Raw genomic sequence first — 15,693 nt, forward strand, 5'->3', positions numbered from 1 at the left:
GCGCGTGACGGCCCCGCGCACCCGGCTCAGTCCGCGGCCGGCGGAGGGGACGACTCGGCGGCGCGGCGGTACTCGGCGTTGATGCGCTGGGCCTCTTCGAGCTGGTCCTCGAGGATGATGATGCGGCAGGCGGCCTCGATGGGGGTGCCCTGGTCGACCAGCTCCCGGGCGCGGGCGGCGATGCGCAGCTGGTAGCGGGAGTAGCGGCGGTGGCCGCCGCTGGAACGCAGCGGGGTGATGAGGCGCGCTTCGCCGAGGGCGCGCAGGAATCCCTGGGTGGTACCGATCATCTCGGCGGCCCGGCCCATCGTGTAGGCGGGGTAGTCGTCGTCGTCGAGACGGTCGAAGGAGTTGTCTGCTGTCACTGGCACCTCTCTGGTGAACGCGTGGAGGGGCCCTGGTGCCGTACTGGCACCAGGGCCCCGAAGGAACTACTACACCATCCGCCGGTCCTGATACTGCACCGGCCTTCTGTTTCCGCCGACCCGACCGAGACACTGTCGGGTACGCGGGGATCGCGGTTGCTTGACCGGAGACCACCTCACTGTCGATGTCCTGCGGTACCCGGGCTCAGGACTTCCGCCCGGGCGATCCTGATGGCGCGCTCGGCTCCTCCGTTCTCCCTCGGTGATCAACTGCTTCCCAACGGGGGTACTGCGTACTGCTGGTACTGCGTACTGCGGGTACTGCTTTCCTGCGTACTGCTGGTACTGCTGGTACTGCTGGTACTGCCGGTACTGCTTTCCTGCGTACTTCACCAACGGGTACCGCGACTGCCATGACAGCGGTCCCGTTCACGGCGGCCCCTCATCACTGCGGGCCACCCGGTCCGGTCGTCAGTCCCGTCGCCGTCCTCACAAAACTGGCTTCGGAACTCCACCACCGCACCGTCCTGCGACTACACCTGCGGTTACTGCCGCCCGGCAGTTCATCTCTGCCGGGCCCTCTTGTCTCTCTGGGCTACGAGAGAAACCATAACCAGACCACCACCCAATGTCTACTCCGGCCGAGATAGATTTTTGTGTGCCGGGAGGTGAGCTAGTCCTTCATGGCCGGTTCAGGGTGTGCGGAGCCGCCTGCGTCGCAGGTCAGGCACGGGATGCCGCCGCCGACACCGGTCCTGGTCGTGTCCGAGCGCGTCACATCCCGTCGCGCCTTCTGCGGACGGCGGGCGAATAGAATCGGCTCTCATGTCGAAGCCTGACGAGCTGCTCGTTGACGTCGCCGCCCTGGTGGAGTCCGTGCGGAGCAATCAGATGTCCCTGACCGTGGTCACCGGTGGAGCTGTCATCACCGGTCGGCTGGCTCCCGAAGCCGTGTGGAGGCAGCGGGTGTCGGAGGTCCTGACGGACTCGGCCCGCCTGGGCGAGTTCTCCGCCGTCTTCACCGCCGTGCCGCGTGGTGACGAGCCGCCCACACATCTGCACTTCCATGTGGCCCGCATCCTGCAGGGCACGGTGGGGATCCCCGAGACGGGCGGGATGTACCGCGTCGCGATCGCGGACGTCAGCGCCTGGAGCATGGGCGACTTCAGCTACTCCGACCACTGACACGGCGCCGCCGGGGAAACCCGGCGGTACGCGGAAGAGCCCGACCCGCACGTGCGCGGGTCGGGCTCTTCCGGCTGTTCCGGTGGCGGCTCGCGCCGGTCCCGTCGGTCAGACGGCGACCGGTGCGCCGAGCAGCGCGGACGCCTGCTGGACGGGGGTGAGTCCGGTTGCGGGGGCGTCGGCCTCGGGAAGCCCGCGGCAGGTGAAGCCGAGCCGGGTCATGGCCCTGAGGACCTCCCCGGCGGTGAAGTCACGACGGTCCTGGCGGGTGACGACCTGGCCGACCTGCTTGACGGGGTAGACACGGCGTCCGATGATCACGGACTCGCCGGTGACCGGCTCGGGCTTGACGCCCTTCATGGATTCCAGGACGCCGCTCTTCGTCAGATCGAACGGGAACCGGGCGATGACACAACGCATGGTGCCTCACAGGGAGAAGGGGAGAAGGGTCCGGCAGCGGTGCGTCGGTTCAGGCGGCGTCGAGGACGCCCGGAGCGCCGCCTTGGCCGGCAGCGACGGGCAGGGCGCCCGTCCGACGGTTTCTCGTCGGGTGTCCGGCGATCGGGGCGATCGGGGTACGGGCCGAGACGAACGGCCCGCGGTCGCCGAGGATGTCGCGCAGCCGGATGCGGTCCGTGTACGCGCTGCTGTCACGGACGGCGGCGAGCTGTACGCGGGTGACCGTTCGGGTACACAGACCGTCGTCGTCACAGATGAGCAGATGCCCCGCGCGGGCACTGATCACGACGGACAGGGCCACTTCCACGGTCATGTCGTCACCGACCCGTGGTGCGGCCGATTCGGTGGCGTCGGCGACCCTCCTGTCCGCGGGGGTGGCGTTCGCCGAGCGGGGCTGCGTCTGGACCAGCGTCAAAATGCCTCCTGCGGAGATGGGTCGGTTTCCTGTTCACATGGCGTGCGGAGTGCCGGGCCGGCGCGCGAGCGTCACGGGCTCACGCGCCGGGCCGACAGGGACTCACGCGCCGGAGCGCTGCGTGCTCGCGCGGCGGGCCGAGGCGGCGGCGCTGCGTCGACCGCGGGACACCGGGCCGCGCTTACGCTGCTCGGTCACCGGCGCGGTGATGGTGACCGGGATGCCGGAGGGCTTCCGGGCGCCGGTGATCCGGTGGAGCGCTTCCTCGCCGGAGCGGACCTGCGTGGTCCGGGGCACGATGCCGGCGGTGGCCATGAGGCGGGTCAGGCCGCGCCGCTGGTTGGCGGTGACCAGGGTGACGACGCTGCCGGACTCGCCCGCGCGGGCGGTGCGGCCGCCGCGGTGGAGGTAGTCCTTGTGGTCGGTCGGCGGGTCCACGTTGACGACGAGGTCGAGGTTGTCGACGTGGATGCCGCGCGCGGCGACGTTCGTGGCGACCAGGACGGTGACGTGACCCGTCTTGAACTGGGCGAGGGTGCGGGTGCGCTGGGGCTGGGACTTGCCGCCGTGGAGCCCCGCGGCGCGGACGCCGCTGTCGAGGAGGTCCTGGGTGAGCCGGTCCACGGCGTGCTTGGTGTCCAGGAACATGATCACCCGGCCCTCGCGCGCCGCGATCTCCGTCGTCACCCGCTGCTTGTCGGCGCCGTGCACGTGCAGGAGGTGGTGCTCCATCGTGGTGACCGCGCCCTGGGAGGGGTCGACGGAGTGGACGACGGGGTCGGTGAGGTAGCGGCGGACCAGGAGGTCGACGTTGCGGTCCAGGGTGGCGGAGAACAGCATCCGCTGGCCCTCGGGGCGCACCTGGTCCAGGAGGGCGGTGACCTGGGGCATGAAGCCCATGTCGGCCATCTGGTCGGCCTCGTCCAGGACGGTGATCGCGACCTGGTTCAGCGCGCAGTCGCCGCGGTCGATGAGGTCCTTGAGGCGTCCGGGGGTGGCGACGACGACCTCGGCACCGCCGCGCAGGGCGCCGGCCTGGCGCCCGATGGGCATGCCGCCGACGACGGTCGCCAGGCGCAGCCTGACGGCGCGCGCGTACGGCGTGAGGGCGTCGGTCACCTGCTGGGCCAGCTCGCGGGTGGGGACGAGGACGAGGGCGATCGGCCGGCGGGGCTCGGCGCGCTGCCCGGCGGTGCGGGCCAGGAGGGCCAGGCCGAAGGCGAGGGTCTTGCCGGAACCGGTCCGGCCGCGGCCCAGGACGTCGCGGCCCGCGAGGGAGTTCGGCAGGGTCGCGCCCTGGATCGGGAACGGCACGGCCACGCCCTGCGCGGTGAGCGCGGCGAGGAGCTCCTGGGGCATGTCGAGTTCGCCGAACGTCTCGACGGCGGGCAGCGGCGGCGTGATCGTCTTCGGGAGGGCGAACTCGCCCTGCACGGGGGCGGGCCGGCGGCCGCGGCCACCCGAGCGGCTCGGGTCTCCCGTACGGCTGGGGGCCGACGTACCGAAGCGACCGCCCCGGCTGGGAGCGGCGGTGGAGCCGAAAGTGGATCCGCCGGCGCGGCGGCGGCCGTGGGGGGAGCGGCTGTTCGTACGTGTGGGGTTCATGAAGAACCTTCCTTGATGCGGCACGTCATCAAGGAATTCCCGCAGCGATGGAGCGGCGCGGGGAACCAAAAGAACGGGCCGAGGGGAATGCGAAAGTGAATCTCGTCGGCAGGGGTCGGCGGTCGTCCCGCCGGTGAAATCGCTGCCGGAAATGCATGTAGCTGGGGCCCGCACCCCGAGGGATGCGGGCCCCAGCTACGAGCTGTGCGTCAGGCTTAGGCGGGAACGATGTTCTCGGCCGTCGGGCCCTTCTGGCCCTGCGCGATGTCGAAGGAGACCTTTTGGCCCTCCTGCAGCTCGCGGAAGCCCTGGGCGGCGATGTTCGAGTAGTGGGCGAACACGTCCGGGCCGCCACCGTCCTGCTCGATGAAGCCGAAGCCCTTTTCCGCGTTGAACCACTTCACGGTGCCAGTAGCCATGTCATATCTCCTTTGGGCAGTACACCGGAATCCGCACTTTACGGATGCCGTGTCGCCGCGATGATGCCCTGCCCGGAAAATGACCGGAAATAAAAAGCGATCCTGTGCGGCGAGGCCGACCGGAGGCGCTTGAAGTCTTTGGGTACCAAAACTGCAACTGATATCGACAGTAGCATGCCGCAGCGGCCGCTGTGCGGAGAGCAATCGCTCTCCGCGCGTTGCGGTAAAAACTCTCCCTGCGAGGCTCGGTAAATTCTCGGACCGCGGTCATAGATATTGAATCCCCCTGACCACAGCATTTCGGAAGCGCGGACCCGGACCCCGGGCGCCGCTTGCCGGACGGGGGTCTGGCCGCAGATGCGCGGATCCGTGATGTCTGTCCCATTACGTACGAGATTCATTCTCGGAAGCCGCAGCGGCAGGTAGCTGCCGCGAGGGGCGGGCGCGGGGGGACACCCCGCCGCCGGACGAAGGGGGAGACACCACAAGACCACCGACCTCCCCTGCGACGACCAGGGCGACCGCCGCAACGCGTGACCGGCCGGCCGACTTCCCCCTGAGGCCCGAGCATGCTGACGCTCACCACCATCGTGGCGATGGCCGCCGCGCTCGCCGTCGGACCGGCCGCGAACCAGTACCGGCGCCGACGGTCGCCGAAGGACCAGGAGGAGGAGACGGCGCCGGTCAGCGACCTCATCAGTCCGCTGGAGACGCTCGCCGTCCTCCTGGTCGCCTTCGTCATCGTCGTGGCCGCCGAGGCGCACCGCGTGGACCAGCTCTGCGAGGTGGCCGACTGCGCCCCGGCCCCCTGGAGGCATCCGTCTGGCCTTCGGACTTCCGCCGCCACTTCAAGGCGCTGGCCCGTACGGACGACGGGACGCCGGACCTGCTGGTCGAGGCCGCCGACGAGCGCTCCGTGGCCCGCCAGACCCGGCTGTCCGAGGCCGCCCCGGCGATCCCGCCCGTCGTCTACTGGTTCATGGTCGTCTCGTTCGCCACCATCGGCGCCTTCGCCTTCGCCTTCGGCCTTCCGGTCAGGCGTGGCCCCGCGCACCTCGTGCTGCTGCTCGTCCTGGCCGGAATCTTCACGGGCTCCCTGCTCCTCATCGAGGACATCGACCGGCCGTTCTCCGGCCACATCCACATCTCGAGCACCTCCATGGAGGACACGGTGGCCGACTTCGCCGAGGACCACCCCGGCCGCCCCCTGCCCTGCGACGGCCAAGGGGCCCGAACGGGCAGGTAGGACGCAGGCTCCTCCCCCAGACAGGGCTGTCCGCCGCACGTCCGGAGGTGAGGAGTGGAGCCGGGTGGTTCAGACGAGGGGCAGGCGGAAGATCTGGTTGCAGACGAAGAAGCCGCTCGAGCGAGACCTGGCCGTGTACCTCACCGACTGGTCGTCAGACCTCGTCAGAAGTCGTACAGCGTGACAGTGACCGACCCGTCCTCATCGTGGAGGGTGTATTGGCCGGGCCCCAGACCGGCAAGCACCCGTCGGCTTGCTCGCACGACTCGTGCATCGCCTGGCGCATCGATGCAGTGCTGCGCATCATGGGTCTGCCTTCGGCGGGGCCGGGTACGGCAAGGGGCAGTCCGTTGGTGAATGCCCTGGAGGATGTCGCCCAAGAACCGCTCCTGCTCGGAGACTTCGCTCTCGCGCGGCGGCGAACTGTTCTTCGACCTCCTGGAGAACCCCTACGACGAGAAGGCTCGGCGTCGTAGCGAGCAAGGTATGCGTGAGAACCGTGAGGGGATCCTCGCGCGCCATGTCGCCGCGATACCCGTACGGCCTGCAACACGCACGCGGCACGCATGGAAGCGATCACGAACGGAGTCCTGCGGACTCAGCAGCACGGGGGTGTCGGCCCTCGCGTCGGCGCAGCAGCCGTTCCGCGCTGACGACCATTCCATCAGGGTCCGAGGGGACAACGACGAAGCCCCAGGTCTCTGACCTGGGGCTTCGTAGAAGAGCGGATGACGGGAATCAACCCGCGCCACAAGCTTGGGAATCACCGACGCCGAGCTGGTTTGCAGGAATGGCTGACCTGCGGAGATGTCATCTCGCACGGTGCCCTTCACGGGCTCGTCGATGCCCGTCGTATCCGCTGTTCACTGCTCCGAGGGGCACGCTTGGGGCCGCACCCGCCTCGGGGCTACCAGCCGCCCGTCACATCGCGAGCGGAGGTGAAGGTGGCGTCGCCTCGGCCCGACCAGGCCTTCAGCTTGCCGGTCGCGTTGTCGCGGGCGAGGATGTCCGCCTTGCCGTCGCCGTCGATGTCGCCGGCTGCGGTGGTCTGGGAGAAGTTCCAGCCGCCCGTGACGTGGACGGGGGCGTTGAAGTAGCCGGCCGGGTTGTGGGTCCACACCTTGAGCGTGCCTGCGGCGGGGTCACGGGCGAGGATGTCGGCCTGGCCGTCCTCGTTGAAGTCGGCCGCGACGGTCTGGGCGAAGTTCCAGCCGCCGGTGAGGTGGGCTGCGGCGCCGAAGGTGCCGTCGCCTCGGCCGGCCCAGATCTTGAGGTTGCCGTCGGGGTCGCGGGCGATGAGGTCGGACTTGCCGTTGCCGTCGAAGTCGGCGGCGGCGGTCTGGGTGAAGTTCCAGCCACCGGTCACGTTGCTCGGGGCCGCGAAGGTGCCGTCACCCCGGTTGACCCACAGCCGGAGCGTGTTCTGGGGGACGTTCTCGTTGGCGGGGCCCTCGTAGCGGGCCATGAGATCTGCCTTGCCGTCACCGGTGAAGTCGGCGGCGACGGTCTGGGAGTAGTTCTGCCAGCCGCCGGTGAGGTCCGTCGCGGCGGCGAAGGTGCCGTCGCCGCGGCCGAGCCACACCTTCAGGGTGCCCGTGGGGTCGTGCCGGGCCAGGAGGTCGGAGTTCCCGTCACCGTTGAAGTCCGCGGCCGTGGTCTCTCCCATGGGGAGCGAAGCCCGAGCGGTGCGGTCGGCCAGAGTACGGCCGAGGAGCTCCGTACCGGCGTCATTGAAGTGCAGCTTGTCGGTGCTCGCGACCGAAGGCCGAAGGGCGTAGGGGTCGTCGAGGTCCTTGGAGACGACGTCGAAGTCGATGTAGTCGTCGATGTCGCTCGTGGTGCGGATGTAGTTGTTCACGGTCTGCCGGACGGCCTCGCGGACGCGGAAGGTCGAGGCGGCGGAGGGGTAGCCGGAGAAGCCCGGGATGGTGGCGACGGTGACGCGTACTCCCCGGGAGCGGGCCTGGGCCGCGATCGTCTGGATGGCGTTGGTGACCGAGGCCGCTGACGCGCCGTCGAGGATGTCGTTGATGCCCTCGTAGAGGATCACCTCGCGGACGTTGGGCTGGGCGAAGACGTCACGGTCGAGGCGGGTGACCGCGCTGGCCCCCTGTCCCGCGGCGATGTCCCTGACGATCCGGTTTCCGCTGATGCCTGCGTTGAGGACGCCGGGCGCGGGGGGCGCGCCGTTGAGGAAGGACGCGTAGAAGTCGGGGTAGCGCCGGTTGGTGTCCTTGGTGCTGTGGCCACCGTCGGTCTGGGAGTCGCCGAGGGTGACGACGGTTCCCGGGGTGCCGGCGGTGGCGACGTCGACACCGCTGACCAGACTCCAGAAGGAGAGCTGCTTGGTGAAGTCGGCGCCGCTTGCGTCGGCGGACCGGTCACCGGCGAGCCGGGGAGTGGTGTACGAGGTGGCCAGGGCGTACCCGTGCTGCGGGGCGGTCGTCACCGTGCCGGGCAGGTGGTAGCTGACCAGCAGGTTCTTCCCTGCGGTGACGGGAAGGGCGATCGGGTCGCTGACGATTTCGCCACCGGCCGGGAGAGTGGCCTGCTGGCTGCCGCCGAAGGTCAGGGTGGCCGGGGCCTGTGCGGCGCTCGCACCGCTGGACTGCCCGGCGACGGTGACGTGGCCGAGCTTTACGGGGTCGGCGGAGAAGGTGTTGGCGAAGCGCAGCCGGACCGTGCTGCCGCTGGTGTGCGGGTTGACGACCATGCGGAAGGTCTGGTTCGACCAGTCAGGGTATTCGGCCCCCATCGATGTGGAGCCCGCGTGGCTGAAGGACGCGGCCCAGCTTCCGGTCCAGGAGGTTCCACCGGGCGCGGCCGGGGTGCTGCGTACCGCCGCGGAGAAGACGTGGAGGCGCTTTCCGTCGGCGGGGGCGGCGGGAAGGGTGACCGAGGCGACCGACTTGCCCGCGGTGACGGGGACGGTGACCGAGAACAGCTTTACGGGAGTGGTGCCGCGCGCCGAGCGGTCGAGGACGACGGCTGCGGCGACCGCGTTGCCGGTCTCCCAGTCACCGACGCTGCCCAGGTTGTACGCGGAGGTGGTGCCGTCGCTGTAGTGCACGGTGCCCGAGCCGGACACCGCGCCACCGGTGGCGGTGAGCAGGAAGCCGAGGGCGTTGCCGGAACCGGACACGGGAACCCGCTGACCGGCGGCGACGATGTTGTCCATCTGCCCGGGGGCGACGTCGGGCAGCACGTAGGTCGTGCCGCTGACGGTGATGCGTGCTCCGCGGGTCCAGCCTGCCGCGTTGAGCGCGTCGGCGGACAGGCTGTCGCCCGCTCCGTCGAGGTCCGCGACACCCGGGGCGGCCTGCGTGGCGATGCCGGCGTTGTTGAAGGCGCTGCTGAACGAGGTGTAGACGGTCTCGGCGGCAGTCGCGTGCGTGGTCGCGAGCCCGGTGGCGGCCAGTCCGACCACGAGGGCGGTCGCGACGAGTCTCGTCCTGGTGGACCCGAATGCGGTGCGGGGCATGGAAGGAACTGCCTTTCCTGGCTTTGTCGACGTCGGGGGTGCTGCGATCGGCTGGTGGTTACCAGCCGCTGGTGAGCTTGTTGGCGGCGTTGAAGGTGCCGTTGCCCTGGCCGGCCCAGATGGTGAGGTCGCCGGTGGTGTCGTTGCGGGCGATGATGTCGGCCTTGCCGTTGCCGTCGAAGTCGGCGGCGGTGGTCTGGGAGTAGTTCCAGCCTGCGGTGACATTGACCGGGGCGTTGAAGTAACCACCCGGGTTGTGGGTCCACATCTTCAGGTTGCCGCTGGTGTCCTTGGCGATGATGTCGGCCTGGCCGTCTTCGTTGAAGTCGGCGGCGGCGGTCTGGGTGAAGTTCCAGCCGGCGGAGAGGTGGGCTGCGGCGTTGAAGGTGCCGTCGCCTCGGCCGGCCCAGATCTTGAGGTTGCCGTCGGCGTCCTTGGCGATGAGGTCGTCCTTGCCGTTGCCGTCGAAGTCGGCGGCGGCGGTCTGGGTGAAGTTCCAGCCGGCGGTGATGTGGCTCGCGGCGTTGAAGGTGCCGTCGCCCCGGCCGAGCCACATCTTCAGGTTTCCGCTGGCGTCCCTGGCGATGATGTCGTTCTTGTTGTCGTTGTTGAAGTCTCCGGTCACGGTCTGGGTGAAGTTCCAGCCGCCGGTGACGTTGACCGGCGAGTTGAAGTAGCCGCCGGGGTTGTGGGTCCACATCTTGAGGGTGGCCGAGGCGTCGCGGGCGATGATGTCGGCCTGGCCGTCGCCGGTGAAGTCCGCGGCGGCCGTCTGCGTGAACACCGGAGCCGGCGGTTCGTCGACCGGGAAGGGGTCGGCAGGGTCCGAACCGAGGCCCACCTTGGGGCCGCAGACGGGCCACTGGTTCTCGCCCGCGGTGTCGAGGAGCTTCTCGCCCATGATGATCTGCTGGTTCTTCGTCGCCTGGTGCGGGTAGGCGGCGTACTGCGTTCCGCCGATCGACTGCCAGGTGGCGAGGCTGAACTGGATGCCGCCGTAGTAGGTGACGCTTCCGCTGCTGACCGCGGTCCAGTCGCCGCCGCTCTCGCACTCGGCGAGCTTCTCCCACGTACTGACCGAGGCGGCGTGGGACGTCCCCGTCGTGCCGCCGAGCGCAACGAGCGCGGAGCAGGTCGCGAGGGAGAGGGCGAGGGCACGGCGGCGGGCGGCAGGGGTGCGGGAGGACATGGCGAAGGAACCTTCCGGGCGGGGAGAGTGAGGGGGACCGGCCGCGTCGCGGGCCAGGGGCCGGTGCCGTACCGATCACGTCCGTACGGCACCGGCGAAGGTCGGCTGGTGGTTACCAGCCGCTGGTGAGCTTGTTGGCGGCGTTGAAGGTGCCGTTGCCCTGGCCGGCCCAGATGGTGAGGTCGCCGGTGGTGTCGTTGCGGGCGATGATGTCGGCCTTGCCGTTGCCGTCGAAGTCGGCGGCGGTGGTCTGGGAGTAGTTCCAGCCTGCGGTGACATTGACCGGGGCGTTGAAGTAACCACCCGGGTTGTGGGTCCACATCTTCAGGTTGCCGCTGGTGTCCTTGGCGATGATGTCGGCCTGGCCGTCTTCGTTGAAGTCGGCGGCGGCGGTCTGGGTGAAGTTCCAGCCGGCGGAGAGGTGGGCTGCGGCGTTGAAGGTGCCGTCGCCTCGGCCGGCCCAGATCTTGAGGTTGCCGTCGGCGTCCTTGGCGATGAGGTCGTCCTTGCCGTTGCCGTCGAAGTCGGCGGCGGCGGTCTGGGTGAAGTTCCAGCCGGCGGTGATGTGGCTCGCGGCGTTGAAGGTGCCGTCGCCCCGGCCGAGCCACATCTTCAGGTTTCCGCTGGCGTCCCTGGCGATGATGTCGTTCTTGTTGTCGTTGTTGAAGTCTCCGGTCACGGTCTGGGTGAAGTTCCAGCCGCCGGTGACGTTGACCGGCGAGTTGAAGTAGCCGCCGGGGTTGTGGGTCCACATCTTGAGGGTGGCCGAGGCGTCGCGGGCGATGATGTCGGCCTGGCCGTCGCCGGTGAAGTCCGCGGCGGCCGTCTGCGTGAACACCGGAGCCGGCGCGGCGTCCACCCCACCGATCGGCGACACATAGCCGCTGACCTTCTGTGTGTTGTAGTAACCGTTGCTGATGGTGCCGTAGGTCACGGCGCCGTTCTGGTTGCCGCCGATGGTGGTGATGGTGCCGTCGGCGTTGATGGACTTCACCAGTGCCACGTGCTCGGCGTACCCGGCACCGTTGTAGTTGAAGACCACCGCGTCACCGACGTGCGGGGTCTGCGTCAGTCCGCCGTTGTACTGGCCGAAGCTGCCGGCGCCCGCGGTGAGACCGGTGACGTTCACACCGGCCTGGTTCCAGACCCACTTCGCGAAGTCGGCGCACCAGGCCTCCGAGCAGCTGTTGTAGTAGCCGGAGCCTCCGTCGCTGTTCGTGTCGCACGGCCCGTTGCCGAGGTTCTGCTCGGCTATGCCCGTGATCGTGGAACCCACGCTGGCCGAGGCGGGCTGGGCGCCTGCGAACAGGAGGGCCGGAGCGAGCGCGGCGGTGGCGAGCATTCCCTGAAGCGTGCGACGAAGAGAGGCCTTGGACATGTTCAGTCTCCTGTTTTCGGGTATGGCGAAGTTCAGGTGGGCGCACGTGGGCACACGTGGGCCGGGGTGATGGGTGGTGATGCGGTCAGGCAGTGAGGGGGAGCCGGTCGCGGACGTTCAGGGCGCGATCGTCACCGTGGTCGCGGCCATTCCGGCCTGCTGGTTGGACGGCTGGGAGACGGCGTACACCTGGAGTTCGGTGACACCGGCGCGCAGATCGCCGCCGAGCGTCACCCGGTAGCGGATCTTCGTGACCGCGCTCCTGGGCAGGGGCGCACCGCCGGTGGCGGCGAGAAGGAAGTCCATGCCGGATGCCTGCGGCAGCGGGGCGGCCTGCCAGGCGTCAGTCGCCGGATCGAAGCGCTCCAGGTGGCCGCCGACCGATCCGAGGGGCGCGAGCCCGCCGTCGTACTGGTCGAACCGCACCACGGGAGCGATGAACGGGAAGTCGGTGTCTCCGGTGTTGCGCATCGTCACGGTGAACTCCACCGGTGCGCTGCCGGAGACGAGCAGGGGCGAGGCGGGCAGGCCGCTGATCCCGACGGTGATTCGTGCGGCGTCGGCGACGGTCAGTTGTCCCTCGGGGAGATGTTGCGACGTGCCCGCAGGCGGGGTGTACGGGAGGGCCGGGGTGTGGGAAGCCGCCTGCGAGCGCTTGGGTTCACCGGGGGTCCTTCCGCTCTTCGGGGTGAGCGTGGCCTGTGGTGATGTCGTGATGCGAGGGGACTGAGGGGTGGTCTGAAGGGGCATGGATGACCGGGGGGACTGGGTGGACTGGGGGGCGGCCGACGACTGGGGGCCTTCGGAGGCGGTGGGCCGACCCGACCCGGCGGCCATGATCCCGGCGTGGGAAGCGGACGGTTGGGAGCCACCACAGGCGGTGAGCGGGCCGGTGAGTCCGACGGTGATCAGGACGGCAGCAGCGAGGCGCCGGGCGGATTGGGTGCGGGCGTTGACGGACTGCACGGTGGCTGGATTCCTCTGCGGTGGCCGATGAGGGTGAAGATCGTGCATTGGACCTGGCCCAGATCGCGATGTAGCCAAAGGCGATCGACAAGGCGAGGGGCACCGCCTCGGCGGCGGATACGGCGGGCATGTCATGTGCATGGCAAGCCTTGGTCGGGTGCCGCCAGTTCGGCTTGGCGCCGCTACTGCCAGGTCATGTTGTCGGTTCCCGTGGCCGGAGGGGCGTCCGTGGTCGTCGCCTCGGCGACGACGGACTCGGAACCCGCCGCGGTGGTGGCGGCGGCGCCGAGGAGGAGGGCGCCAAGGGTGACGACGGCGACCGCGGCGGTCTCGGCGATACGGGTACGCAGCATGACGTGGTTCCTCTTCCTGAGTGGGCGGTACGACTCCGGATCGCATCCCGCGGTGATGCCGCATCCAGTGGCCTGACCGGGTTCCCCCGGCGACGAGTTCTAGCTTTCCCCCAGCTCAGGCACGGGAGAAGAGCTTCCGTGTGGACGGAATCGGCCGTGGACGGATCAGTCCACGGCTGCTCAGCCGCCCTCGGCGAGCGCCTCGTAAACGGGCGCCAGCAGCGGCACGTACCCGTCGACGACTGCCCACCCCCTCAACTCCGGCCGCTCGGCCAGCATTCGCCGGCAGGCCGTCAGCACCAGCTCCTCGGCTTCTTCCAGACTGTCGGCGAGCAGGTAGACGCCCAGAACGGGGTGGGCGATCGTGGTGGCGTGGACGGCGACGTGCTCGACATGGCCGGGACCGGCCATCTCACCCACCCAGGAGCCGATCTCCTCGGGCACAGACGCGCCCGTGGGCCGCCGCACGTGAACATGAACCAGATACATGTCGTTCAGGCTTCCAGGGCCCGGTACCAATGAGTGGTCTCCGCTCGGGCCGGTTCGGGACATGGACGGAATCGGCCAAGGGTTTTGTACAACCTTTCCCGGCCTGGTCACCTGAAGGGTGTACCTGACATGATCCTCCGACTGTCGATCTACCTGTCGAAGACGTTCCGGGGGGGATGTTAGAGATGCTCGTCGAATTGGGCCTGGACAGCACGGCAGAGGCTGTCTATCGGATCATGCTTGCCCGCCCTCAGCACGGGGTGCAGGCCATCGCCGAAAGCCTCGATCTGGCCGAGAGTCATGTCCGAACCGCCTTGGACACACTCAGCGAACTGACGCTGGTCCGGCCGGCGTACGAATCTCGGAACCAGCTGCGGGCCGTCCCGCCGGCCCTGGGCATGGAAGTCCTGATGGCCCGCCAGCAGGCTGAACTCGCGGCACGCCAGCAGCGACTGGAAGCCTCCCGTGAGGCGGCGGCCCGTCTCATCGCCGACTACGCGACCCTGACCCCCACGGTCAGCGGACCCGGAGTCGAGCAGCTCATCGGCCTCGACCAGATCCGCGAACGCCTCGCTACCCTGACGCGGGACGTACGGGAGGAGGTGCTGGGGCTGAACACCGACGGAGCCCAGACTGCCGAAGCCATGGAAGCGTCCCGTCCCCTGGACCAGGAACTCTTCGATCGCGGCGTCCGCATGCGTACGGTCTACCTCGACAGCGTTCGCAACGACGAACCGACCCTCGGATACGCGGACTGGCTCACCATGCGTGGCGCTCAGGTCCGCACGGCACCGATGCTGCCGACCCGGATGATAGTGGTCGACCGTAAGACCGCGGTCATCCCGCTCGCCAGCCAGGACACGGCGGTCGGAGCCGTGGTCCTGACGAGCGACGGCATCGTCACGGCACTCTGCGCGCTGTTCGAGACCATCTGGGCCTCGGCCCAACCTCTCGGCGGCGGTTCCGTGAATGACGAACACGGTCTCACTTCCCAACAGAGCGCGACGCTCCAGCTCCTTGCCGCGGGTCACACGGATGACGCCATAGCCAAGCGCCTAGGGGTCTCTTCACGTACGGCCCGGCGAATCGCCACCGACCTCATGGACCGGCTAGGCGCCCGAAGCCGCTTCGAAGCGGGTGCCCGCGCGGTCCAGCACGGATGGCTTCCGCCGTCGGTTTGACGGTCTGTCCGATCACGAAGGCCCAGGTCGGCGGGTAGGGCGGAGTCCGAGGCGAAGTCGGATCGTGCGTCGGCGATGAGCTGGATCAGGCCCGGCAGGCAGCGCGGATCGCTCATCCGGGCCAGCGTCCACAAGGCGGCCTCACCCACGCTCGCCCGTCTCCATGTGGTGCGGGCCGCGCCGTCGGTCAGCAGGAAGGCGGCCTCTGGTGAAGGAACGTCGCCGACACGCGGAATCAGCCTCTGTCGACCGCTCTTCGCTGCTGTGACTGGCACGTGGTGGCACGCGGTGGTTCATGAGGAAACCGGGCGGCCCGAGGTGCTGCCCCGGGCCGGCTCCGACCGCCCGTGGACCGGCATGGGGCCGGGTGCGGGTGACGGCCGCGGCGATGGCCGTCACCCGGTAGTGGCGTCCGATCTCGGTGCAGGGTGGTCGTGGGGGCGCCCCGCACGGGCGGGTCGTTTCTCGCACCTCCACCGCCCGATCGGCTTCACGCCGGCTCGATCACGCCGGAGCGGACGGGGCCAGGAGCGTGGCCGGTTCGCCCAGGACGCGAGCCGCCGGAGCCGGGTCGACCAGCCGCTTCAGGTGGCTGCCCTCCAGCGTGCGGACGTCGTACGGGTTGTCCGGCGGCAGCTCGCTGCCCTCGTGGATCAGGCGGTCCTGCAGGGCGAGAGGCAGGCTCGTGTCGTCCGGCCTGGGCGACCCCGTGTTGACCGCTGTTGACCGCCTCTCCTGCGGGTCGGCGGGATGGCCGAGTCCCCAGATGACCTCCGAGCGGCGTCTTGGTTCATCCCATAGGCGTAAGTTTCCGCCCTTCCCTGGTCGAGTCAGGGCCAATGACTCGAAACTGATCCGAGATGCGGCCGATCACATGATCGAGCCAGGGGTGTCCTGCAGGCATGTTCGGAGACCAAGACGCTCAAGCCCGGTGGTGGGAGCGTTCACCGCACAGTGGCCCG

At 69.3% G+C, this 15,693-nt stretch carries 14 protein-coding genes and 1 pseudogene; 3 read left to right on the forward strand and 12 right to left on the reverse strand.

The genetic code is table 11. The features are described from left to right. Positions 1–26 precede the first annotated feature (26 nt). Positions 27–365: a MerR family transcriptional regulator gene (locus ACWFR1_RS18915; RefSeq protein WP_453552507.1), complete on the reverse strand. Its 339-nt coding sequence runs from the start codon at positions 363–365 to the stop codon at positions 27–29. Positions 366–1,190: 825 nt separating this feature from the next. Here ACWFR1_RS18915 and ACWFR1_RS18920 point away from each other — a divergent pair. Continuing rightward, positions 1,191–1,550, forward strand: coding sequence for a hypothetical protein (locus tag ACWFR1_RS18920; protein WP_453552509.1), 360 nt, complete (start codon positions 1,191–1,193; stop codon positions 1,548–1,550). 108 nt (positions 1,551–1,658) lie between these two features. Here the strand turns inward: ACWFR1_RS18920 and ACWFR1_RS18925 are convergent, their stop codons facing one another. The 4 genes from ACWFR1_RS18925 to ACWFR1_RS18940 form a co-directional block, all read right to left on the reverse strand. Further along, complete coding sequence (locus ACWFR1_RS18925) at positions 1,659–1,970, reverse strand: SCO5918 family protein (RefSeq protein WP_453552511.1); 312 nt, start codon at positions 1,968–1,970, stop codon at positions 1,659–1,661. Positions 1,971–2,019: 49 nt separating this feature from the next. Further along, positions 2,020–2,424, reverse strand: coding sequence for a CBS domain-containing protein (locus ACWFR1_RS18930; protein ID WP_453552513.1), 405 nt, complete (start codon positions 2,422–2,424; stop codon positions 2,020–2,022). 102 nt (positions 2,425–2,526) lie between these two features. Further along, on the reverse strand, positions 2,527–4,029 hold the full coding sequence (locus ACWFR1_RS18935; RefSeq protein ID WP_453552515.1) for a DEAD/DEAH box helicase: 1,503 nt from the start codon (positions 4,027–4,029) through the stop codon (positions 2,527–2,529). 215 nt (positions 4,030–4,244) lie between these two features. Then, positions 4,245–4,448 carry a cold-shock protein gene (locus ACWFR1_RS18940; protein ID WP_030939356.1) on the reverse strand — a complete coding sequence of 68 codons (204 nt, stop codon included), beginning with the start codon at positions 4,446–4,448 and terminating at the stop codon, positions 4,245–4,247. Positions 4,449–5,337: 889 nt separating this feature from the next. On the opposite strand from ACWFR1_RS18940, the gene ACWFR1_RS18945 reads away from it, so the two are divergent. Further along, positions 5,338–5,694, forward strand: a complete 357-nt coding sequence (locus ACWFR1_RS18945) for a bestrophin-like domain (protein ID WP_453552564.1) — start codon at positions 5,338–5,340, stop codon at positions 5,692–5,694. A 907-nt stretch (positions 5,695–6,601) separates the two neighbouring features. On the opposite strand, the gene ACWFR1_RS18950 is transcribed toward ACWFR1_RS18945, so the two are convergent. From ACWFR1_RS18950 to ACWFR1_RS18975, 6 genes are all read right to left on the reverse strand, one after another. Further along, complete coding sequence (locus ACWFR1_RS18950) at positions 6,602–9,175, reverse strand: FG-GAP-like repeat-containing protein (RefSeq protein ID WP_453552518.1); 2,574 nt, start codon at positions 9,173–9,175, stop codon at positions 6,602–6,604. 58 nt (positions 9,176–9,233) lie between these two features. Then, entirely contained in the window at positions 9,234–10,364 is a 1,131-nt protein-coding gene (locus ACWFR1_RS18955; RefSeq protein WP_453552519.1) for an FG-GAP-like repeat-containing protein, read from the reverse strand. A 112-nt stretch (positions 10,365–10,476) separates the two neighbouring features. Beyond that, entirely contained in the window at positions 10,477–11,742 is a 1,266-nt protein-coding gene (locus ACWFR1_RS18960; RefSeq protein WP_453552521.1) for an FG-GAP-like repeat-containing protein, read from the reverse strand. 117 nt (positions 11,743–11,859) lie between these two features. Next, entirely contained in the window at positions 11,860–12,708 is an 849-nt protein-coding gene (locus tag ACWFR1_RS18965) for a hypothetical protein (protein WP_453552522.1), read from the reverse strand. A 182-nt stretch (positions 12,709–12,890) separates the two neighbouring features. Beyond that, positions 12,891–13,061: a hypothetical protein gene (locus tag ACWFR1_RS18970; protein ID WP_453552524.1), complete on the reverse strand. Its 171-nt coding sequence runs from the start codon at positions 13,059–13,061 to the stop codon at positions 12,891–12,893. A 180-nt stretch (positions 13,062–13,241) separates the two neighbouring features. Then, positions 13,242–13,529, reverse strand: a complete 288-nt coding sequence (locus tag ACWFR1_RS18975) for a hypothetical protein (protein WP_453552526.1) — start codon at positions 13,527–13,529, stop codon at positions 13,242–13,244. A gap of 206 nt (positions 13,530–13,735) precedes the next feature. Between ACWFR1_RS18975 and ACWFR1_RS18980 the strand changes: the two genes are divergently transcribed. Continuing rightward, positions 13,736–14,731 carry a helix-turn-helix transcriptional regulator gene (locus tag ACWFR1_RS18980; protein WP_453552528.1) on the forward strand — a complete coding sequence of 332 codons (996 nt, stop codon included), beginning with the start codon at positions 13,736–13,738 and terminating at the stop codon, positions 14,729–14,731. A gap of 504 nt (positions 14,732–15,235) precedes the next feature. Here ACWFR1_RS18980 and ACWFR1_RS18985 read toward each other — a convergent pair. After that, positions 15,236–15,424 (reverse strand): annotated as a pseudogene (locus tag ACWFR1_RS18985) (alpha/beta hydrolase); the annotation flags it as partial. Positions 15,425–15,693 lie beyond the last annotated feature (269 nt).

The sequence above is a fragment of the Streptomyces sp. NPDC055103 genome, from assembly GCF_053607625.1.

Coding starts and splice junctions, on each gene's coding strand:
- ACWFR1_RS18920 (WP_453552509.1), top strand. CDS start 1,191: ATGTCGAAGCCTGACGAGCTGCTCGTTGACGTCGCCGCCCTGGTGGAG.
- ACWFR1_RS18925 (WP_453552511.1), bottom strand. CDS start 1,970: ATGCGTTGTGTCATCGCCCGGTTCCCGTTCGATCTGACGAAGAGCGGC.
- ACWFR1_RS18935 (WP_453552515.1), bottom strand. CDS start 4,029: ATGAACCCCACACGTACGAACAGCCGCTCCCCCCACGGCCGCCGCCGC.
- ACWFR1_RS18940 (WP_030939356.1), bottom strand. CDS start 4,448: ATGGCTACTGGCACCGTGAAGTGGTTCAACGCGGAAAAGGGCTTCGGC.
- ACWFR1_RS18950 (WP_453552518.1), bottom strand. CDS start 9,175: ATGCCCCGCACCGCATTCGGGTCCACCAGGACGAGACTCGTCGCGACC.
- ACWFR1_RS18955 (WP_453552519.1), bottom strand. CDS start 10,364: ATGTCCTCCCGCACCCCTGCCGCCCGCCGCCGTGCCCTCGCCCTCTCC.
- ACWFR1_RS18960 (WP_453552521.1), bottom strand. CDS start 11,742: ATGTCCAAGGCCTCTCTTCGTCGCACGCTTCAGGGAATGCTCGCCACC.
- ACWFR1_RS18970 (WP_453552524.1), bottom strand. CDS start 13,061: ATGCTGCGTACCCGTATCGCCGAGACCGCCGCGGTCGCCGTCGTCACC.
- ACWFR1_RS18980 (WP_453552528.1), top strand. CDS start 13,736: ATGCTCGTCGAATTGGGCCTGGACAGCACGGCAGAGGCTGTCTATCGG.